The following is a 21,243-nucleotide window of genomic DNA, read 5'->3' as shown; positions in this document are numbered from 1 at the left end:
GCATCCTGACATCGCCCGCATCTTGACACCGCCCCAGCGGCATCCCATGCTGCGGTTGCATATAGCACGCAGCGTTGCTCCATACACAACACCGTCCGGAGTCGCTCTTCCCGGCGCGTGAATGACCCCTCCACGACGTTCTCCCGAGGAGTGCACCGTGACCTCGACCAGCCTGCCGGACAGCCTGATCGCCACTCTCCCCGGCTCCTCCTACACGGATCCGGAGATCTTCGCCCAGGAGCAGGAGCGCATATTCGAGACCATGTGGTTCTGCGTCGCGCGCGCCTCAGAGCTGGCGAAGCCCGGCGCCTTCCGCACCGTCGACGTGGGCCGCGAGAGCATCCTCGTCACGCGGGCGCGTGACAACTCCATCCGTGCGTACTTCAACGTGTGCCGGCACCGCGGAGCCAAGCTGTGCACCGAGGAGACCGGCGAGGTCAAGCGGGCCTTCCAGTGCCCGTACCACGCCTGGACGTACGACCTGAACGGCAAGCTCGTCGCGGCGCCCAACCTCACCAAGATGCCCGATGTCGGCCGCACCGAGTACGGCCTGGTGAGCGTGGCGGTGCGTGAATGGCTCGGCTATGTCTGGGTCTGCCTCGCGGAGAACCCGCCCTCCTTCGAGGAGGACGTCATCGGCGAGATCGTCGCCCGCCTCGGCGATGTCGCGTCGATCGAGCGCTACGACATCGACAACCTCTCCGTCGGCAAGCGGATCGTCTACGACGTCAAGGCGAACTGGAAGCTGATCATCGAGAACTTCATGGAGTGCTATCACTGCGCCACGATCCACCCCGAACTCACCGAAGTGCTCCCTGAGTTCGCGGACGGTTACGCCGCCCAGTACTACGTCGGCCACGGTGCCGAGTTCGGCGAGGACGTCCAGGGCTTCACCGTCGACGGCTCCGAGGGGCTGGACCGCATTCCCGGGGTCGCCGAGGATCAGGACCGCCGCTACTACGCGATCACCGTCAAGCCCCAGGTGTTCATCAACCTCGTCCCCGACCACGTGATCTTCCACCGGATGTATCCGGTGTCCGTGGACCGCACGATCGTCGAGTGCGACTGGCTGTATCTGCCGCACGTCGTCGAGAGCGGCAAGGACGTCAGCAGGTCCGTGGAACTCTTCCACCGGGTCAATCAGCAGGACTTCGACGCCTGCGAGCGCACGCAGCCCGGAATGAGCTCCCGGATGTACGCCAAGGGTGGCGTGCTGGTGCCCAGCGAGCACCACATCGGCGCCTTCCACGACTGGGTGAACGAGCGCCTCGGTACCCCTCAGGGGTGACTCAGCCCAGGTAGCCCATCCGGTGGCTGATCTCCTCGGCGCCCTTGAGCAGCACCGGGGAGAGCTCGTGCAGGCGCTCCTCGGTGAACCGGTAGGACGGCCCGGAGGCGCTGAGCGCCGCGATGACCTCGCCGTCCCTGTTGCGGATGGGCGCGGCCATGGCGTGCAGACCGATCTCCAGCTCCTCGAGGGTGAAGGCGTAGCCCCGTTCCCGCGCCTCGGCGAGGTTCTTCTCGAGCTTCGTCTTCGCGGTGATGGTGTGCGGGGTGACCTTCTTCATGCCGGCGGCGGACAGCAGCGCGGCACGCTCCTTCGCGGGCATATGAGCCAGCAGGATCTTGCCGCTCGACGTGGCGTGCAGGGGAGTCAGCTGGCCGACCCAGTTGTGCGCGGTAATGGCCCCCGGACCGCGCACCTGGTACAGGTTGATCGCGTAGTGCTCCTGCATGACGGCGATGTTGACGGTTTCGCCGATCTCCTCGGCGAGGCGTTCGCAGACCGGGCGGCCCTGCTGAGTGATGTCGATACGGCCGGTGACCGCGCCGGCCAGGCGAACGATGCCGAAGCCGAGCCGGTACTTGCCGCGCTCACCGGCCTGCTCCACCAGACCGCGCGCCTCCAGGGCACCGAGCAGGCGGAAGGCGGTGGACTTGTGCACATCGATCTCGCCCGCCACCTCACTGACGCCCGCTTCGCCACGCTGGGCCAGGATCTCCAGGACGCTGATAGCGCGGTCCACCGACTGCACGCCGCCGGCTTGCGAATTCGACGTTTCTGTGTCAGGGCTGTAGTTGCTCACAGTGAAACTATACGCGTAGTAAACAACGCCCCTGCAAGTAACGGCACCGAAACGAAGACATCGGAAGTTGCGCGCTTCGCAACCTGGTGCGTATAACGCGACTGGGTCTAGCATGCCTCGCATATCTACGGCGCGAGCGAGACGAGGCACCATGGCTCCCTTGCAGTACGACTTCGTCATCGTCGGCGGCGGTTCGGCCGGCAGTGCACTGGCGAACAGACTCTCCGCTGACCCGGCCAACCGGGTGTTGGTCCTGGAGGCAGGCCGGTCGGACTACCCGTGGGATGTCTTCATCCACATGCCCGCGGCGCTGACCTACCCGATCGGCAGCCGGTTCTACGACTGGAAGTACGAGTCCGAGCCCGAACCCCACATGGGCGGCAGGCGCATCTACCACGCGCGCGGCAAGGTGCTGGGCGGCTCCAGCAGCATCAACGGCATGATCTTCCAGCGCGGCAACCCCATGGACTACGAGCGCTGGGCCGCCGACCCCGGCATGGAGACCTGGGACTACGCACACTGTCTGCCGTACTTCCGGCGGATGGAGAACTGCCTCGCGGCCGACCCGGACGACGAGTTCCGCGGCCACGACGGCCCCCTCGTCCTGGAGCGTGGCCCGGCTGCCAATCCGCTCTTCGGCGCCTTCCTCAAAGCCACCCAGGAGGCGGGCTACGCCCCCACCGACGACGTCAACGGTTACCGGCAGGAAGGCTTCGCCAAGTTCGACCGGAACGTCCACCGCGGTCGTCGGCTCTCGGCCTCGAAGGCGTACCTGAAGCCCGCCCGGAAGCGGCCCAACCTCACCGTCACCACCCGCGCCCTGGTCACCCGCGTTCTCTTCGAGGGCAAGAAGGCCGTCGGCGTCGAGTACCAGCGCGGCAAGGGCGCCCTCCAGCAGGTCCGCGCCAAGGAGGTCGTCCTCTGCGGCGGCGCCATCAACTCCCCGCAGCTGCTCCAACTCTCCGGCGTCGGGAACGCCGAGGAACTGAGGGCCCTCGGCATCGACGTCGTCCACGACCTCCCGGGCGTCGGCGAGAACATGCAGGACCACCTTGAGGTCTACATCCAGTACGCCTGCAAGCAGCCCGTCTCCATGCAGCCGTACCTGGCGAAGTGGCGCGCCCCCTTCATCGGGCTGCAGTGGCTCTTCCGCAAGGGTCCGGCCGCCACGAACCACTTCGAGGCGGGCGGCTTCGCGCGCAGCAACGAGGACGTGGACTACCCCAACCTGATGTTCCACTTCCTGCCCATCGCGGTCCGCTACGACGGCTCCGTGCCCGCCGGCGGCCACGGCTACCAGGTGCATGTCGGGCCCATGTACTCCGACGCCATCGGCTCGGTGAAGATCAAGAGCAAGGACCCGCGCGAACACCCCGCCCTGCGCTTCAACTACCTCTCCACCGAGCAGGACCGCCGCGAATGGGTCGAGGCGATCCGGGTGGCCCGCAAGCTCCTCAACCAGCCCGCGCTCGCCCCCTACAGCGACGGGGAGATCTCGCCGGGACCGTCCGTCGAGACGGACGAGGAGATCCTCGCCTGGGTCGCCAAGGACGGCGAGACCGCCCTGCACCCGTCCTGCACCTGCAAGATGGGCACCGACGAGATGTCCGTCGTCGACCCCACCAGCATGCGGGTGCACGGCGTGGAGGGCCTGCGCGTGGTGGACGCCTCCGTCATGCCGTACGTCACCAACGGCAACATCTACGCGCCGGTGATGATGATCGCCGAGAAGGCGGCCGACCTGATCCTCGGCAAGGAGCCGCTGGCGCCGTCGAAGGCCGCGTACTACCGCCACCGTGACGTCCAGAAGCAGGCGGAGTAGGCGTTGGGCGCCGCAGGGCTCCGGGCGCTGCTGGACAGCGTCCGCTACGAGGTGCTGCCCGCGAAGGCGACCGAGGACAAGGTCCTCGCCCATGTCCCGCGCGACGTCGTCGTCACCGTGACGGCGTCGCCGGTCAAGGGCCTGGAACCGACGCTCGACCTCGCCGGCCGGCTCGCGGCGCACGGCTACCGGGTCGTCCCGCACGTCCCGGCGCGGCTGCTGCGGGACGACCTGCACCTGAAGGAGGTCACGGGCCGGCTGCGCGAGGCGGGCGTGGACGACGTCTTCGTCCCGGCCGGCGACGCCGACCCGCCTGCCGGGGCATACGACGGGGCGCTACCGGTGCTGCGCAGGCTGACCGAGCTGGGCAGTCCCTTCGCCCATGTCGGCGTCACCGGCTATCCCGAGAGCCACCCCCTCATCCACGACGACCTCACCATCCAGGCGATGTGGGACAAGCGCGAGCACGCCACGTACATCGTGAGCAACCTGTGCTTCGACCCGCGAGTGCTGGGGGAGTGGCTCGCTCGTATACGACGCCGGGACGTCACCCTGCCGGTCCATGTGGGCATCGCGGGGCCCGTGCAGCGGGCGAAGCTGCTGGCGATGGCCACGAAGATCGGTGTGGGGGAGTCGACGCGCTTCCTGACGAAGCACGCCTCGTGGTTCGTGCGTTTCGCGACGCCGGGAGGGTACGCCCCCGAGAGGTTGCTGTCCCGCACGGAGGAGGCCCTCACCGCTCCCTCGGCGGGAGTGGCCGGTCTGCACCTGTTCACGTTCAATCAGATCGCCGAAACGGAGCGGTGGCGCCGCGCGCTGCTGGACCGGCTGGGCGGCTGAACCGGGAGAAGGATGACAACCGACACCGATTGGCAGCTGACCCGAACCTTCACCAGCACCTCAGGTGACGTCCGCTGGGACCGGTTGGGGCAGCCCGGCCGACCACCGGTCGTCCTGCTGCACGGCACCCCCTTCTCCTCGTACGTCTGGCGTGCCGTCGCCCGCTCGCTCACCCGCCACCACCAGGTGTTCGTCTGGGACATGCCCGGATACGGGACCTCCGAGAAGGCCGCGGGACAGGACGTGTCCCTGGCCGCGCAGGGCCGCGTCTTCACCGAACTCCTGAGCCACTGGGGCCTGGAGGAACCTCTAGTCGTCGCCCATGACTTCGGCGGCGCCGTCGCCCTGCGGGGGCACCTGTTGCACGGCGCCCGCTACCGGGCCCTCGCCCTGGTCGACCCGGTCGCGCTGGCCCCGTGGGGTTCCCCGTTCTTCCGGCTCGTCGGCGAGCACGCCGACGTCTTCGAGCAGTTGCCGCCGGCGCTCCACGCAGCCCTGGTGCGCGAGTACGTCACCTCCGCGAGCAGTCCCGGCCTGCATCCCGCGGTCCTCGACCGGCTCGTCGCGCCCTGGCTGGACGGCCCCGGCCAAGCAGCCTTCTACCGGCAGATCGCCCAGGCCGACCAGCGTTACACCGACGAGATCCAGGGCCGGTACAGCGGGATCGGCATCCCCACCCTCGTCTGCTGGGGCGAGGACGACAGCTGGATCCCGGTGGCGAAGGGGCGTGAACTCGCCGCGCTCATCCCCGGCGCTCGCTTCGAACCGATCGCCGGCGCGGGCCACCTCGTCCAGGAGGACGCCCCCGCGGAACTCACCGCCGCACTCATCGCCTTCCTCCAGCAGCCGCTGTGACCGAGGGGCGGCGCGCCCGGGACCGTATACGACAGGGGCGGGACCGGAAGCCGGTCCCGCCCCACGGTGAGTGCGGCTCAGCGGAAGACCACCGTGCGGTTGCCGTCCACCATCACGCGGCTCTCGCTGTGCCACTTCACAGCGTGCGCGAGCACCTGCGCCTCCACGTCCCGACCGACGGTGACCAGGTCGCCGGGGTCGAGCGAGTGGTCCACCCTGACCACGTCCTGGTCGATGATCTGGCCCTCGTCCAGGTCCGGGGTCACATAGTGCGCCGTCGCGCCGACGAGCTTGACGCCGCGCGCGTAGGCCTGCTCGTAGGGGCGCGCGCCCTTGAAACTGGGGAGGAAGGAGTGATGGATGTTGATGGCGCGGCCCTCCAGCTCCTTGCACAGGTCGTCGGAGAGGACCTGCATGTAGCGGGCCAGCACCACCAGATCGATGCCCAGCTCACGCACGAGCTCAAGCAGCCGCGCCTCGGCCTCGGGCTTGGTCTCCTTGGTCACCGGGATGTGATGGAAAGGGATGCCGTACGTCTCCGCGAGTTTCTCGAAGTCCCGGTGATTGGAGACGATCGCGGGGATCTCGATGTTGAGGGCGCCGGTGCGCCGGCGGAAGAGCAGGTCGTTCAGGCAGTGGCCGAACTTGGACACCATGATCAGCGTCCGGGTAGGTGTGGCCGCGTCGCTCAGGGTCCAGGAGATGCCGTAGGCCTGGGCCACGGGACCGAACCGGTAACGCAGTTTTTCCAGATCGGCGTTCGGATCGGAAACGTCGAAGTGGACCCTCATGAAGAAACGACCTTGAAGTCGATCGTCGAACTGCTGGCTTTCCAGGATGTTGCCGGAGTTCCTGACGAGGAAGCCGCTCACGGCATGAACCAGTCCCGCGCTGTCGGGACAGGAGAGGGTGAGGACGTACTCACGGCCAGGTTGCGGTCGAGGGGACATGGGGTGGCCTCCGCTGGTGCGCATTGCACAACAAGGTGAGCGATACGCAACATGGTCGACTTGGTGCCGCCTGCGGTCAAGGGCGGGCGGGTAAAAGGGGCACATGGTGAAATCGTCATCGGCCATCCTCTTGACGTCTGTCTGGACATTCGCCAGGGTGTTCCACCACAAGCAATCGGGTGCACGATGCGCAACGAATTTCAGTTGAAAGGCTCGGGGCGTGGCAGACCTGTATGTGGATGGCGAATGGCGGGACCCGGTGGCCGGTGGATGCCGGGACATCCGATGTCCCGCTGACGGCACGCTCTCGGCGACCGTCTCGGAAGGGACACGCCCCGACGCCGAGGCCGCGATCGCCGCGGCCCGCCGTGCCTTCGACGAGGGGCCCTGGCCGAGCACTCCCGAGCGGGAGCGCGGCGCGCTGCTGCTGCGCACGGCCGACCTCATCGAGCGCGACGCCAAGGAGTTCGCCCGCGCCGAATCGCTGGACACCGGCAAGCGGCTGGTGGAGAGCGAGTACGACATCGCCGATGTCGTCTCCTGCTTCCGCTACTACGGCGGCATCGCGGGCACCAGCGCAGGCCGCGTCGTCGACACCGGTCGCGACGACGCCCTCAGCCGCGTCACGTACGAACCGGTCGGCGTGTGCGGGCTGATCACCCCCTGGAACTACCCGCTGCTGCAAGCCTCCTGGAAGGTGGCCCCCGCCCTCCTCGCCGGCAACACGATCGTCCTCAAGCCCAGTGAGCTCACCCCCTCCACCTCGATCCTGCTGATGAAGGCGCTGGAGGAGGCCGGGCTCCCGGCCGGCGCCGCCAATCTCGTGCTGGGCACCGGGCCCGAGGTGGGCGCACCGCTCTCCGAGGACCCCGCGGTCGACATGGTCTCCTTCACCGGTGGTCTGGAGACCGGCAAGCGCATCATGGCCACCGCCGCTGCGACCGTGAAAAAGGTCGCGCTGGAGCTCGGCGGCAAGAACCCCAACGTCGTCTTCGCCGACGCCGACTTCGAGACGGCCGTGGACTTCGCCCTCACGGCCGTCTTCCTGCACTCGGGGCAGGTCTGCTCGGCAGGTGCACGGCTGATCGTCGAGGACTCCCTGCACGACCGCTTCGTCGACGAGGTCGTCCGCCGGGCCCGGCAGATCCGCCTCGGCGGGCCCTTCGACCCCGAGGCCGAGACCGGAGCGCTGATCTCCGCACAGCACCGGGAGAAGGTCGAGGCGTACGTCGCGGCCGGCCTCGCCGAAGGTGCCGTACTGCGCTGTGGCGGCGCGCGGCCCGACGACCCCGCGCTGGGAGGCGGCCACTACTTCCTGCCCACCGTGCTCGACGAGTGCCGGCAGGACATGCGCGTGGTGCACGAGGAGTCCTTCGGGCCCGTGCTCACCGTGGAGCGCTTCACCGACGAGGACGACGCCGTACGCATCGCCAACGACACCGAGTACGGACTCGCCGGGGCCGTGTGGACGCAGGACGCCGGCAAGGCCCAGCGGGTCGGCCGGCGGCTGCGCCACGGCACGGTGTGGATCAACGACTACCACCCCTATGTGCCGCAAGCGGAATGGGGTGGCTTCGGGCATTCGGGCGTGGGCCGGGAGCTGGGACCGACCGGCCTGAACGAGTACCGAGAGCCCAAGCACATCTGGCAGAACATCCAACCCCGGCCGCAGCACTGGTTCCGCGGCTGAACGCCGAAAGAAGGTCGAACGTGACCACACAGACCGAGGTGCCGCAGCGGCGCGGCACGCCCCAGGACTCGGGCTCCACCCCGGTCATCTCCGTGCGCAGGCTGTGGAAGGTGTTCGGGCCGAAGGCCGACCAGGTGCCGGACTCCGAGGAGCTGTGCGGGCTCACCCGCCGCGAGCTCATGGACCGCACCGGATGCACCGCGGCCGTGCGAGACGTCCACTTCGACGTCTCGCCCGGCGAGGTCTTCGTCGTGATGGGCCTGTCCGGCTCCGGAAAGTCAACGCTGGTGCGATGTCTGACCCGGCTGATCGAACCCACCGCCGGCGAGGTCGTCTTCGAGGGCGAGGACATCCGCGGCGCGGACGCCAGGCGCCTGCGCGAACTGCGGCGCCGCAAGTTCTCCATGGTCTTCCAGCACTTCGGTCTGCTGCCCCACCGCAAGGTCGTCGACAACGTCTCGTTCGGCTTGGAGATCCGCGGCATGAGCAAGGCGGAGCGCACCAAGCGGGCCCTGGAGGTCGTCGAACTGGTCGGCCTCTCCGGATACGAGAACTCCTACCCCGACCAGCTCTCCGGCGGAATGCAGCAGCGCGTCGGCCTGGCCCGTGCACTGGCCGGTGATCCGGACGTGCTCTTCTTCGACGAGCCGTTCTCGGCGCTCGACCCGCTGATCCGCCGTGACATGCAGAACGAGGTCATCCGCCTGCACCGCGAGGTCGGCAAGACGATGGTGTTCATCACCCACGACCTCTCCGAGGCCCTCAAGCTGGGCGACCGCATCCTGATCATGCGCGACGGCAAGATGGTCCAGTGCGGCACCGGCGACGAGCTGGTGGGCGCCCCGGCGGACGACTACGTGCGCGAGTTCGTGAAGGACGTGCCGCGCGGCGACGTGCTCACCCTGCGCTGGATCATGCGCCCGCCGGCGGACGGCGATGCCCTGGACGGTCCCGAGCTCGGCCCGGACGTCGTGGTGAAGGAGGCCACCCGGGCGGTGCTGGCGGCCGATAAGCCGGTCAAGGTCGTCGAGAACGGCAAGCTGCTCGGCATCGTCGGTGACGAGGAGATCCTCGCGGTGGTCGCCGGGCAGGAAGGCGGCGCGTGATGACCGTCGCCGTGGAGAAGACAGAGAAACCGGAGAAGACTCAGGCCGTGGAGCCGGCCGCTCCCGTCAAGCGGGTGCGCAAGGTCAGCCGGTCCACGGTGGTGGCGGCGATCCTCGTCGTCTGGCTGGTGCTGTTCCTCGTGCTGCGCGGGAAGCAGACCCTCGCCCTGGCGGCGGCGGATCTGACCGATCTGCACCGGTGGTTCAACGACGTCAACGACTCGATCGGCGCGAACCGCAACTCCAACCCGCTCTTCCTGTACTTCTTCAACGAGATCCGCCTGGTCATCGACACTCTGGTGACCTTCGTACAGGAGCTGATCTCGCAGCCCTCCGCCGACCGTCCCGTCCCGCAGATCGGGTGGCTCGGCGTCGTCGGCATCGCGGGCTATGTCTCCTGGGCCGTGGGCAACTGGCGGGTCGCGCTGCTGGCGGTGGCCGGCTTCACCTTCCTGGGCCTGCAGGGCTTGTGGCAGGAGAGCATGGACACCCTGGCGCTCACCGTCTCCGCCGTCTTCGTGGCGCTGCTGTTCGCGATTCCGCTGGGTGTGTGGGCGGGGCTGTCCGACCGGGTCAACCGGATCATGACGCCCTTCCTGGACTTCATGCAGACGATGCCGACCTTCGTCTACCTGGCTCCGCTCACCCTGTTCTTCCTCATCGGTCCGGCCTCCGCCACCATCGCCACGCTGATCTACGCGGCGCCGCCCGCCATCCGTATCACCGCACACGCCATCCGCGCCGTACCGGAGACGACGGTCGAGGCGGCCGACTCGCTGGGGGCGACACGACGGCAGGCCCTGATGAAGGTGCTGCTGCCGATGTCCAAGCGGACCGTGGTCATGGGCGTGAACCAGACCATCATGGCCGCCCTGGCCATGGTGACCATCGCCGCCCTGATCGACGCGCCCGGCCTCGGCAAGACGGTCGTCCAGGCGCTCCAGTCGCTCGACGTCGGCACGGCCTTCAACGCGGGTCTGGCCATCGTCGTCATGGCCATCGTGCTGGACCGCGTCACCACCGCGGCCAGCGCACGGGCGGAGTCGGCCCGGCGCTCGGGGAACCGATTCGCCAAGTGGCGGCGGCCGTTGCTGGGGGCAGGCGGAGTAGTCGCCGCGGTCCTTGTGTACCTGTCCCACACCTATCTATGGGCGGCGGAGTTCCCCGGCGAGGGAGGCACCGGCAGTGCCATCTCGAGCGGGGCCGACACCGTGACCACCTGGGCGCAGGACAGCCTGTCGGGTATCACCAACGCCTTCCGTGACGCCATCACCAACGGTCTGCTCAACCCGTTCCAGACACTGCTCACCGACTCCCCGTGGTGGCTCGTCGGCGCGGCCCTGATCGCGCTCGGCGTCGTCCTGGGCGGCTGGCGCGCCGGCATCACCACGGCGGTGTGCGTGGGCCTGCTGGTCGGCACCGGGGTGTGGTCGGACAGCATGACAACGCTGGCGTCGACCGTCGTCGCCACGGTGCTCGTGATGCTGCTCGGCATCGTCTTCGGCGTGTGGATGGGACGCAGCGCGCTCGTGGACCGGCTGCTCAGGCCCACTCTGGACGCGGCCCAGGTCATGCCGCCGTTCGTCTATCTCGTACCGTTCCTCGCGCTGTTCGGCGCGACCCGCTTCACGGCGATCGTCGCCGCCGTCGTCTACGCGGCTCCCGTCGCCATGAAGATCATCGCCGACGGGGTACGGAACGTGCCCGCCACCACCGTGGAGGCGGCCACGGCTGCCGGGTGCAACACCTGGCAGATCATCACCAAGGTCCAACTGCCGATGGCACGCGGCGCCCTGACTCTCGCCACCAACCAGGGCCTGATCTACGTGCTGTCGATGGTTGTTGTGGGCGGCCTGGTAGGCGCGGGCGCCCTCGGCTACGACGTCGTGGCCGGCTTCTCGCAGGGGCAGCTGTACGGGAAGGGGCTCGCCGCGGGGCTGGCCATCGTCCTTCTCGGAGTCATGTTCGACCGGATCACTCAGGCAGCGGCGCGGCGTACCAGCGCGTAAGGAGCAACTGACCATGCCAAGGCAAGCAAGACAATGGAGAGTCGGCGCGGCCGGCATAGCGGTCCTCGGCCTCACCCTCACCGCCTGCGGCGGTGCGAAGGTCGGTGACAGCTCCTCGGACGCCGGCGGCTCGGGCAGCTCCGGCAAGTGCGGCACCTTCAACATCGCGGTCAACCCGTGGGTGGGTTACGAGGCCAACGCGGCGGTCATCGCCTACGTCGCGGAGAACGACCTCGGCTGCAAGGTCACCAAGAAGGACCTGAAGGAAGAGATCGCCTGGCAGGGCTTCGGGACGGGCGAGGTCGACGCCGTCGTCGAGAACTGGGGTCACGACGACCTGAAGAAGAAGTACATCACCGACCAGAAGACCGCCGTCGACGCAGGCCCGACAGGCAACGAAGGCCTCATCGGCTGGTACGTGCCGCCGTGGCTGGCCAAGGCGCACCCGGACATCCTCGACTGGAACAACCTCGACAAGTACGCGGCCGAGTTCAAGACGTCCGAGTCCGGCGGCAAGGGCCAGCTCCTCGACGGCGACCCGTCGTTCGTCACCAACGACGAGGCCCTGGTGAAGAACCTGAAGCTGGACTACAAAGTCGTGTACGCGGGCAGCGAGACCGCGCTCATCCAGGCCTTCCGCAAGGCGGAGAAGGACAAGGAATGGGTGATCGGCTACTTCTACGAGCCACAGTGGTTCATGTCCGAGGTGCCGCTGGTGAAGGTCAAGCTGCCCGAGTACAAGGCGGGCTGCGACGCCGACGCCGAGAAGGTCGACTGCGACTACCCCGTGTACAAGCTGGACAAGATCGTCAGCGCGAAGTTCGCCAAGTCGGGCAGCCCGGCCTATGACCTGGTGAAGAACTTCACCTGGACGAACGACGACCAGAACATCGTGGCGAAGTACATCGCGGTGGACAAGATGACCCCCGAGGCGGCGGCCAAGAAGTGGGTCGAGGCCAACCGCGACAAGGTGGACGCCTGGATCAAGTAGCGCCTGAAGCCGGGAGCCGGAAGCCGGTCGAAACGGCAGTAGGAAGCCGGTCGAAAGATGCCCGGTGGGCGGTGCGCACCTCGCGCGCACCGCCCACCGGGCATTGCCGTGTTCACGCCGGTTTTCCGAGGTCGCGGACCCCTTGACACCCACTTGCACGGCAGGCACATTGAGTTGCGCAACCTGAATCAAGTTGCGTAGATAGCAACTGGATCGGCTGGACTGGTTATCAAACCGGAGGTGCGGCGATGGCGGGACCCCGAGTGGTCATCATCGGAGCGGGAGTCGTTGGCGCGGCACTCGCGGACGAGATCTCCGCGCGAGGCTGGACCGAGGTGACCGTGGTCGACCAGGGCCCGCTCCCCGCCACCGGGGGCTCCACCTCGCACGCCCCGGGCCTGGTCTTCCAGACGAACTCCTCCAAGACCATGACCGAGCTGGCCCGCTACACCGTCGAGAAGTTCTGCTCCCTCGACGTCGACGGCAAGCCCTGCTTCCTGCAGGTCGGCGGGCTGGAAGTGGCGACCACCCCGGAGCGCCTCACGGAACTGCACCGCCGCCACGGCTGGATCACGGCCTGGGGCATCGAGTCCCGGCTCGTGACCGCCGACGAGTGCGTCGAGCAGCACCCCCTCGTCAACCGCGACAAGGTCCTCGGCGGCCTCCTGGTGCCGACGGACGGCCTCGCCAAGGCCGTCCTCGCCGTCGAGGCGCAGATCCGCCGGGCAACCGAGCGCGGCGTCCGCTTCCTGGCCCGCCACGAGGTCCTCGACGTACTGCAGGCCGACGGCCAGGTGACCGGCGTCCTGACCGACCAGGGCGAGATCCCCGCCGACATCGTCGTGTGCTGCGCCGGCATCTGGGGCCCCAAGATCGCCCGCATGGTCGGCATGAACCTTCCGCTCACCCCGCTCGCCCACCAGTTGGCCTGGACAGGCCCGATACCGGCCCTGGCCGGCCAGACCGAGGAGGCGGTCCGCCCGATCCTGCGCCACCAGGACGCCGACCTCTACTACCGCGACCGCTACGACGGCCTGGGCATCGGCTACTACGGCCACCGCCCGATGCCGATCTCCGCCGACGACATCCTCTCCGTGGACGAGGCCGAGGCGATGCCGTCGGTCCTGAAGTTCACCGAGGAGGACTTCGAGGACGCCTGGACGGAGACCCAGTCCCTGCTGCCCGCGACCAAGGAAGCGAAGGTGGAGGAGGGCATCAACGGCCTGTTCTCCTTCACCACCGACAACTTCCCGCTCCTCGGCGAGTCCCCGGACGTCAAGGGCTTCTGGGTCGCCGAGGCCGTGTGGGTCACCCACTCCGCGGGTGTGGGCCGGGCGATGGCCGAATGGCTGGTCGACGGCTACTGCTCGTCCTTCGACCTGCACGAGTGCGACGTCAACCGCTTCGAGCCGCACCAGCTGTCCCCGGAGTACGTCCTGGCCCGCGACTGCCAGAACTTCGTCGAGGTCTACGACATCCTTCACCCCCTCCAGCCGTCCGGGAAGCCGCGCCCGATCCGCACCAGCCCCTTCCACGCCCGCCAGCAGGAGCACGGCGCCTTCTTCCTGGAGGCGGGCGGCTGGGAGCGCCCGCAGTGGTACGAGGCCAACGCGCCCCTCGTCGAAGGCCGCAGCATCCCCACCCCCAACGACTGGGCCGCGCAGTACTGGTCGCCCATCGTCGGCGCCGAGGCCCAGGTCACCCGCGAGACCGTCGCGATGTACGACATGACGGCCCTCAAGCGCCTGGAAGTGACGGGCCCCGGAGCAGCGGCCTTCCTGGAGCGCCTGTGCACCGGCAAGGTCGCCAAGTCCGTCGGCTCGGTCACGTACACCCTGCTCCTCGACCACGACGGCGGTATCCGCAGCGACATCACCGTCGCCCGCCTGGCCCGCGACCAGTTCCAGGTCGGCGCCAACGGCAACCTGGACCTGGACTGGTTCACCCGCCACCTCCCCGCCGACGGCACGGTCCAGGTCCGGGACATCACCCCCGGCACCTGCTGCATCGGCCTGTGGGGCCCGCTCGCCCGCAAGGTCCTGCAGCCCCTGACGGACGAGGACTTCTCGGGCGACGGCCTGAAGTACTTCCGCGCCAAGCGCGCCTACGTCGGCAGCGTCCCGGTCACGGCGATGCGGCTGTCGTACGTAGGCGAACTCGGCTGGGAGCTCTACACCACCGCCGACCAGGGCCTGAAGCTGTGGGACACCCTGTGGCAGGCGGCGGGGCCCCTCGGCGGCGTCATCGCCGGCCGTGGTGCCTTCAACAGCCTCCGTCTGGAGAAGGGCTACCGCTCCTTCGGCACCGACATGACCTACGAGCACGACCCCTACGAGGCCGGCGTCGGCTTCGCCGTCAAGCTCGACAAGGACGACTTCATCGGCAAGGCCGCACTGGAGCGCCGTAAGGAGAACGTGCGGCGCAAGCTGACCTGCCTCACCATCGACGACCCGCAGTCGGTCGTCATGGGCAAGGAGCCGGTGTACGACGGCGACCGCGCCGTCGGCTACGTCACCAGCGCCGCCTACGGCTACGCGATCGGCAAGGGCATCGCCTACGCCTGGCTCCCGGCCGAGCTCACCGCCCCCGGCACGACCGTGCACATCGGCTACTTCGACCAGCGCGTCGAGGCGGTCGTCGCCGAGGAGCCCCTGTTCGACCCCACCATGTCCCGCCTCCGTGGCTGACACCCCGCGTCGATTCCGAGGGAAGGAACACCGCCGGTGAACGCACAGCTGCTCGACGGCAAGGCGACCGCAGCCGACATCCGCCGCGAACTCGCGGAGCGCGTGGCCAAGTTGACGGCCACCGCCGGCCGCCCGCCGGGCCTGGGCACCGTGCTGGTCGGCGACGACCCGGGCAGTCACGCCTACGTCGCCGGAAAGCACCGCGACTGCGCCCAGGTGGGCATCGCGTCCATCCGCCGGGACCTGCCCGCCGACGCGTCGCAGCAGCAGGTCGAGGAGACGATCGACGAGCTCAACGCCGACCCGGCCTGCACCGGCTACATCGTCCAGCTCCCGCTCCCGCGCCACCTGGACGCGGGCGCCGTACTGGAACGCATGGACCCGGCCAAGGACGCCGACGGCCTGCACCCCGTCAACCTCGGCCGGCTCGTCCTGGGCGTCGAGGCCCCGCTGCCGTGCACCCCGCGCGGCATCGTCGAACTGCTCCGCCGCCACGACGTGCCCCTCGCCGGAGCGCAGGTGTGCGTGATCGGCCGGGGCATCACCGTCGGACGTCCCATCGGCCTGCTGCTGACCCGCCGCTCCGAGAACGCCACCGTGACCCTGTGCCACACCGGCACCAAGGGCCTGGCCTCGCACGTACGCGAGGCCGACATCGTCATCGCGGCCGCCGGCTCGCCAGGCCTGGTCACCAAGGACATGCTGCGCCCCGGCGCCGCGGTCCTGGACGTCGGCATCACCCGCACCGACCAGGGCCTGGTCGGCGACATCCACCCGGACGCCGCCCAGGTGGCCGGCTGGATCGCGCCCATGCCCGGCGGTGTGGGCCCCATGACCCGAGCGATGTTGCTGGCCAACGTCGTCGAGGCGGCCGAGAGGAACGCGAACGCCGAATGAACGCCCCAGTTCCCACGTACCCGCAGTATCCGCACCTTTCAGAAGATCTTCCAGAAGACGGAGACGCCCGATGAGCCTCCGCACGCCCGGCGCCGAGCTCCCCGACCACCCGGACTGGCTGTGGCGTACGCCCGAGCCCAAGCGGTCGTACGACGTAGTGATCGTCGGCGGCGGCGGACACGGTCTGGCCACTGCCCACTACCTGGCGAAGAACCACGGCATCACGAACGTCGCCGTGCTGGAGAAGGGCTGGCTGGCGGGCGGCAACATGGCCCGCAACACCACGATCATCCGCTCCAACTACCTGTGGGACGAGAGCGCCGGCATCTACGAGCACGCGCTCAAGTTGTGGGAGGGACTGGCGGAGGAGCTCGACTACCCGATCCTCTTCTCCCAGCGCGGCGTGCTGAACCTCGCGCACAGCCTTCAGGACGTGCGCGACAGCGTGCGCCGCGTGGAGGCGAACCGCCTCAACGGTGTCGACGCGGAGTGGCTCGACGCGGACGGCGTCAAGGAAGTCTGCCCCATCGTCAACATCTCACCGGACGTGCGCTATCCGGTCCTGGGCGCCACCTACCAGCCGCGCGCAGGCATCGCCAAGCACGACTACGTAGCCTGGGGCCTGGCCCGCTCCGCGGACGCCGCCGGCATCGACATCATCCAGAACTGCGAGGTCACGGGTCTGGATGTGGTCGGTGGTCGGGTGGTCGGAGTCCAGACCAACCTCGGCCCCATCGCGGCGGGCAAGGTGGCGCTCTGCTCGGCGGGCCACACCTCGGTCCTCGCCGCGATGGCGGGCATCGAACTCCCCCTCCAGAGCCACCCGTTGCAGGCGCTCGTGTCGGAGCTGCTGGAGCCCGTGCACCCGACCGTCGTCATGTCCAACGCGGTTCACGTGTACGTCAGCCAGGCCCACAAGGGCGAGCTGGTCATGGGAGCGGGCATCGACGCGTACAACTCCTACACCCAGCGCGGCGCCTTCCACATCATCGAAGAGCAGATGTCGGCGGCCCTGGAGCTGTTCCCGGTCTTCGCCCGCGCCCACGTCCTGCGCACCTGGGGCGGCATCGTGGACGTCAGCCCCGACGCCTCGCCGATCATCGGGCTCACCCCCGTCGACAACCTCTACCTCAACTGCGGCTGGGGAACGGGCGGTTTCAAGGCCACCCCGGGCGTCGGCTGGGTCTACGCCCACACCATCGCCCACGACACCCCGCACGCCCTCAACGCCCCCTTCTCGCTCGACCGTTTCACCACCGGCGCGCTCGTCGACGAGCACGGCGCGGCCGCGGTGGCCCACTAGGGAGCCGATCCATGCTGCTCATCCCCTGCCCGTGGTGCGGGCCCCGCGACGAGGCCGAGTTCCACTACGGCGGCCAGGCCCACGTGCCGTATCCGGAGGACCCGGCGTCCCTCAGCGACGAGGAGTGGGCCCGGTACCTGTTCTTCCGCGACAACGCGAAGGGCCCCTTCGCCGAGCGCTGGAGCCACGCGGCGGGCTGCCGTCGCTGGTTCAACGCCGTCCGGGACACGTCGACGAACGAGATTCTGGCGGTGTACCGGGCGGGGGAGGAGCGCCCGGCAACTGTTGAGCCGAGGCCGGTGCCGTCAGCGGGGTCTGGGGCGGCAGCCCCAGAAGGGGCGCGGGCCGTGCCGATATGCGGCTCCGCCGCGGGGGCACGACCAGCCCCCACCCACCCGCAGCCGAATGACGGCCCTCGTGGGGGTGCAGGGGGCGAAGCCCCCGCCGGGGTCGAAGGGGCGGAGCCCCTGGAGGACGGGACGGGTAAGGGCGGCGGGGGCGCAACCCAGCCGTTCCGCCACCCCACCCGCGGCCGAATGGACCGCGGCGCCCCCCTCACCTTCACCTTCGACGGCACCGAATACCACGGCTACCGAGGCGACACCCTCGCCTCCGCCCTCCTCGCCAACGGCGTCATCCGGGCCGGCACCAGCATCAAACTGGGCCGCCCCCGCGGCATCTTCTCCGCAGGCGTGGAGGAGCCCAACGCGGTCGTCCAGATCGAGGCCCCGTTCCCAGAGCCGATGCTCCCCGCGACAACGGTCGAGCTCTACGACGGCCTCGTGGCAAGCAGCCTCCCCGGCCAGGGCCGCCTTGCCACCGAACCGGACCCCGCCCGCTACGACGCCGTACACGCCCACTGCGACCTGCTGGTCGTCGGCGCGGGCCCGGCCGGCCTGGCGGCAGCGGCGGCGGCAGCGAAGAGCGGCGCGCGCGTCATTCTCGCCGACGACCAGCCGCAGCTGGGCGGCAGCCTCCTGGGCACGGCCGAACAACTCGACTGGGTGCAGGAGATCACCGGGCAGCTCGACGCCGCCCCCGAGGTCCGCGTCCTGCCCCGCACCACCATCTTCGGCTACTACGACGACAACCACCTGCTCGCCGTCGAGCGCCGCACCAATCACCTCGGCGCCGAGGCCCCCGAGAATGTCTCCCGCGAACGCGTCTGGCGCATCCGCGCCCGCCGCGTCGTCCTCGCCACCGGCGCCCACGAGCGCTCGCTGGCCTTCGCGGACAACGACCGCCCCGGAGTGATGCTGGCCTCCTCGGCCCGCACGTACGTCAACCGCCACGGTGTCCTGCCCGGCCGTCACGCGGTCGTCTTCACCACCAACGACAGTGCCTACGCCGCGGCGCTGGACCTCACCACGGCGGGCCTGGGCATCACGGCGATCGTCGACACGCGCCCCGAACCGGGGGAGTGGGCCGAGCGCGCGAGTGCCGTCGGCATCGAGGTGCTGGCCGGGCATGCCGTCATCGGCACGGAGGGCGAGGCGCGCCTCACCGCCGTGACCGTCGCGCCGTACGGAGAGTCCGCGGGGCAGCGGCAGTTCGCCGCCGACCTGCTGCTGGTCTCCGGCGGCTGGAACCCGGTGGCGCACCTGTTCAGCCAGTCGGGCGGCAAGCTGCGCTACGACGAGACGCTGGGCTCCTTCGTGCCCGACACCTGCCGCCAGGCGGTCGAGGTCGTGGGCAGTGCGAGTGGCGTCCTCGACGCGGCCACCGTCCTGGCACAGGGCGCTGCCGCCGGTTCCCGCGCCGTCGAGGCCGAGGGCTACACGCCCGAGGCACCGCGCCTCCCGGAGGTGCCCGCGCAGCCGCGGCAGAAGCCGCCGATGCACGTGTACGTCGTCCCGGGCGACGCGGAAGGCCCCCGTTTCGTCGACCTCCAACGCGATGTCACCGTCGACGACCTGGCCCGCGCGACCGGCGCCGGTCTGCGCTCGGTCGAGCACACCAAGCGCTACACCACGGCCGGCACCGCCAACGACCAGGGCAAGACCTCCGGTGTCCTGGCCAGCGGCGTCGTCGCCGAACTGCTCGGCGTGGACATATCGGCGCTCGGCACGACGACGTTCCGCCCGCCCTACACCCCGGTCTCCTTCGCCGCCCTCGCGGGCCGCGACCGAGGCGCGCTGAGCGACCCGGTCCGCACGACCGCCATCCACGAGTGGCATGTCGCGCACGGCGCCCTGTTCGAGAACGTCGGCCAGTGGAAGCGCCCCTGGTACTACCCGCAGGACGGCGAGGACATGGAAGCCGCCGTGCTGCGCGAGTGCCGGGTGGCCCGCGAGAGTGTGGCCTTCATGGACGCCTCCACGCTCGGCAAGATCGACGTACAGGGCCCGGACGCCGCCGTCTTCCTCGACCGGCTCTACACCAACATGATGAGCACCCTGAAGGTCGGCATGATCCGCTACGGGGTCATGTGCCGCCCGGACGGCATGGTCTTCGACGACGGCACGGTCATCCGCGTCGCCCCGGACCGCTTCCTGGTCACCACGACGACGGGCAACGCCGCGGCCGTACTGGACTGGATGGAGGAGTGGCTGCAGACGGAATGGCCCGAGCTGAAGGTCCACTGCACCTCCGTCACCGAGCAGTGGGCCACGGTCGCCCTGGTCGGCCCGAATTCCCGCGCGGTCCTCGGCACCCTCGCGCCCCGACTCGCCGTCTCCAACGACGACTTCCCGTTCATGGCCTGGCGTGAGACGACCGTCGCGGGCATCGAGGCCAGGGTGTGCCGGATCAGCTTCTCCGGCGAACTCGCCTACGAGATCAACGTGTCACCGTGGGAGGCCCTCGCCCTCTGGGAGGCCGTGTACGAGGCCGGCGCCCCGTACGGCATCACCCCGTACGGCACGGAGACCATGCACGTCCTGCGCGCCGAGAAGGGCTACCCGATCATCGGCCAGGACACCGACGGCACCGTCACCCCCCAGGACCTCGGCATGAGCTGGGTGGTGTCGAAGAAGAAGCCGGACTTCATCGGCAAGCGGTCTTACGCCCGCGCGGACACCGCCCGCCCCGACCGCAAGCACCTGGTCGGCCTGCTCCCCGAGGACCCGGGCACCTTCCTCCCGGAGGGCACCCACCTGGTGGCCGACAGTGTGCTGCCGGCGCCGCCCGTCCCGATGCTCGGCCACGTCACCTCGAGCTATCGCAGCGCGGCCCTCGGCCGGACCTTCGCGCTCGCCCTGATCAAGGGCGGCCGGGACCGCATCGGCGAGCGGCTGTACGCCCCCGTGGGCGACCAACTGGTCCCGGTGACCGTCGCAAGCCCCGTCCTCTACGACCCCGAGGGAGCCCGCCGCGATGGCTGACAACGCCCTGACCGCCCCGCCCCCGCGCCGAGGAGCGGCTGACAACGCCCTGACCGCCCCGCCCCCGCGCCGAGGAGCGGCTGACGACGCCCTGACCGTCCCCCTCCGCAGCCCCCTGTCGCACGCCGCGGGCCGCCTGGCCGCCGCGACCCGCACGTCCGCGGGTGCGGTCCGGCTGGCCGAACTCCCCTTCCTGGCCCAGGTCAACGTGCGCCTCGACGCCAAGGGACCGGCGGCGGAAGCGGTCGGGCTCGCACTGGACCTCCAACTGCCCCTCCAGCCGAACTCCGTCGTACGAGCGGGGGAGTTGACCGCGCTGTGGCTCGGTCCGGACGAGTGGCTGCTGGTGGGACCGCCGGGGAGCGAGCGGGATCTGGAGAGCCGGATCCGGGAGGCCGCGGGAGAGGAGCCGGTCTCGGTCACCGACGTCTCCGCGCAGCGCACCACGCTCCTCGTGACGGGCCCCCGCGCCCACGACCTGCTGGCCCACGGCTGCGCGCTGGACCTGCATCCGCGGGTCTTCGGGCCAGGGCGCTGCGCCCAGACGACGCTGGGCCGCACGCAGGTGGTCCTGGTCGCCCGGGACGAACCAAGGGCCGGATTCTGGGTGCTGGTCCGCTCGTCCTTCGCCGGCTATCTGGCGGATTGGTTGCTCGACGCGGCGTCGGAATACGTCTGAGCGA

General features: G+C 69.5%; 15 protein-coding genes. 13 read left to right on the top strand and 2 right to left on the bottom strand.

The genetic code is table 11. The annotated features are described in order from the left end of the window. Nucleotides 1-157: 157 nt before the first annotated feature. Nucleotides 158-1,288, top strand: a complete 1,131-nt coding sequence (locus H1D24_RS36445; RefSeq protein WP_181662012.1) for an aromatic ring-hydroxylating oxygenase subunit alpha — start codon at nucleotides 158-160, stop codon at nucleotides 1,286-1,288. 1 nt (nucleotide 1,289) lies between these two features. Here the strand turns inward: H1D24_RS36445 and H1D24_RS36440 are convergent, their stop codons facing one another. After that, nucleotides 1,290-2,036 carry an IclR family transcriptional regulator gene (locus tag H1D24_RS36440; RefSeq protein ID WP_181662019.1) on the bottom strand — a complete coding sequence of 249 codons (747 nt, stop codon included), beginning with the start codon at nucleotides 2,034-2,036 and terminating at the stop codon, nucleotides 1,290-1,292. A gap of 202 nt (nucleotides 2,037-2,238) precedes the next feature. Here H1D24_RS36440 and betA point away from each other — a divergent pair, with 202 nt between their 5' ends. From betA to H1D24_RS36425, 3 genes are read left to right on the top strand one after another with little or no spacing between them, the layout of a single operon-like run. Continuing rightward, on the top strand, nucleotides 2,239-3,909 hold the full coding sequence (gene betA / locus H1D24_RS36435; protein ID WP_181662011.1) for a choline dehydrogenase: 1,671 nt from the start codon (nucleotides 2,239-2,241) through the stop codon (nucleotides 3,907-3,909). Between the two features lie 3 nt (nucleotides 3,910-3,912). Further along, nucleotides 3,913-4,749: a methylenetetrahydrofolate reductase gene (locus H1D24_RS36430; protein WP_181662010.1), complete on the top strand. Its 837-nt coding sequence runs from the start codon at nucleotides 3,913-3,915 to the stop codon at nucleotides 4,747-4,749. Between the two features lie 12 nt (nucleotides 4,750-4,761). Continuing rightward, nucleotides 4,762-5,604: an alpha/beta fold hydrolase gene (locus tag H1D24_RS36425; protein WP_181662009.1), complete on the top strand. Its 843-nt coding sequence runs from the start codon at nucleotides 4,762-4,764 to the stop codon at nucleotides 5,602-5,604. Nucleotides 5,605-5,681: 77 nt separating this feature from the next. Here the strand turns inward: H1D24_RS36425 and purU are convergent, their stop codons facing one another. Further along, nucleotides 5,682-6,554, bottom strand: coding sequence for a formyltetrahydrofolate deformylase (gene purU, locus H1D24_RS36420; protein WP_181662008.1), 873 nt, complete (start codon nucleotides 6,552-6,554; stop codon nucleotides 5,682-5,684). Between the two features lie 220 nt (nucleotides 6,555-6,774). Between purU and H1D24_RS36415 the strand changes: the two genes are divergently transcribed. From H1D24_RS36415 to H1D24_RS36375, 9 genes are all read left to right on the top strand, one after another. Next, nucleotides 6,775-8,244 carry an aldehyde dehydrogenase family protein gene (locus H1D24_RS36415; protein WP_181662007.1) on the top strand — a complete coding sequence of 490 codons (1,470 nt, stop codon included), beginning with the start codon at nucleotides 6,775-6,777 and terminating at the stop codon, nucleotides 8,242-8,244. A 20-nt stretch (nucleotides 8,245-8,264) separates the two neighbouring features. Further along, complete coding sequence (locus tag H1D24_RS36410; RefSeq protein WP_181662006.1) at nucleotides 8,265-9,350, top strand: quaternary amine ABC transporter ATP-binding protein; 1,086 nt, start codon at nucleotides 8,265-8,267, stop codon at nucleotides 9,348-9,350. Beyond that, nucleotides 9,350-11,359 carry an ABC transporter permease gene (locus tag H1D24_RS36405; protein WP_181662005.1) on the top strand — a complete coding sequence of 670 codons (2,010 nt, stop codon included), beginning with the start codon at nucleotides 9,350-9,352 and terminating at the stop codon, nucleotides 11,357-11,359. The genes H1D24_RS36410 and H1D24_RS36405 overlap by 1 nt, the downstream gene beginning before the upstream one ends. Nucleotides 11,360-11,372: 13 nt before the next feature. Then, entirely contained in the window at nucleotides 11,373-12,350 is a 978-nt protein-coding gene (locus H1D24_RS36400) for an ABC transporter substrate-binding protein (RefSeq protein WP_181662004.1), read from the top strand. A 248-nt stretch (nucleotides 12,351-12,598) separates the two neighbouring features. Beyond that, the gene (locus tag H1D24_RS36395; protein ID WP_181662003.1) at nucleotides 12,599-15,037 is read left to right on the top strand and encodes a GcvT family protein; all 2,439 of its coding nucleotides are present in this window, start codon (nucleotides 12,599-12,601) and stop codon (nucleotides 15,035-15,037) included. A gap of 36 nt (nucleotides 15,038-15,073) precedes the next feature. Further along, on the top strand, nucleotides 15,074-15,934 hold the full coding sequence (locus tag H1D24_RS36390; protein WP_181662002.1) for a bifunctional methylenetetrahydrofolate dehydrogenase/methenyltetrahydrofolate cyclohydrolase: 861 nt from the start codon (nucleotides 15,074-15,076) through the stop codon (nucleotides 15,932-15,934). Nucleotides 15,935-16,004: 70 nt separating this feature from the next. After that, on the top strand, nucleotides 16,005-17,237 hold the full coding sequence (locus H1D24_RS36385; protein WP_181662001.1) for a sarcosine oxidase subunit beta family protein: 1,233 nt from the start codon (nucleotides 16,005-16,007) through the stop codon (nucleotides 17,235-17,237). An 11-nt stretch (nucleotides 17,238-17,248) separates the two neighbouring features. After that, entirely contained in the window at nucleotides 17,249-20,560 is a 3,312-nt protein-coding gene (locus tag H1D24_RS36380; protein ID WP_181662000.1) for a sarcosine oxidase subunit alpha family protein, read from the top strand. Next, nucleotides 20,553-21,239 (top strand): sarcosine oxidase subunit gamma, encoded by a 687-nt coding sequence (locus H1D24_RS36375; RefSeq protein ID WP_181661999.1) that lies wholly within the window; start codon nucleotides 20,553-20,555, stop codon nucleotides 21,237-21,239. The genes H1D24_RS36380 and H1D24_RS36375 overlap by 8 nt, the downstream gene beginning before the upstream one ends. Nucleotides 21,240-21,243: the final 4 nt, after the last annotated feature.

The sequence above is a fragment of the Streptomyces himalayensis subsp. himalayensis genome (assembly GCF_013778455.1).
GTDB lineage: Bacteria > Actinomycetota > Actinomycetes > Streptomycetales > Streptomycetaceae > Streptomyces > Streptomyces himalayensis.
Note: the sequence above shows the minus strand (reverse complement) of the source record. Positions and strands in the feature narration are given on the sequence as shown.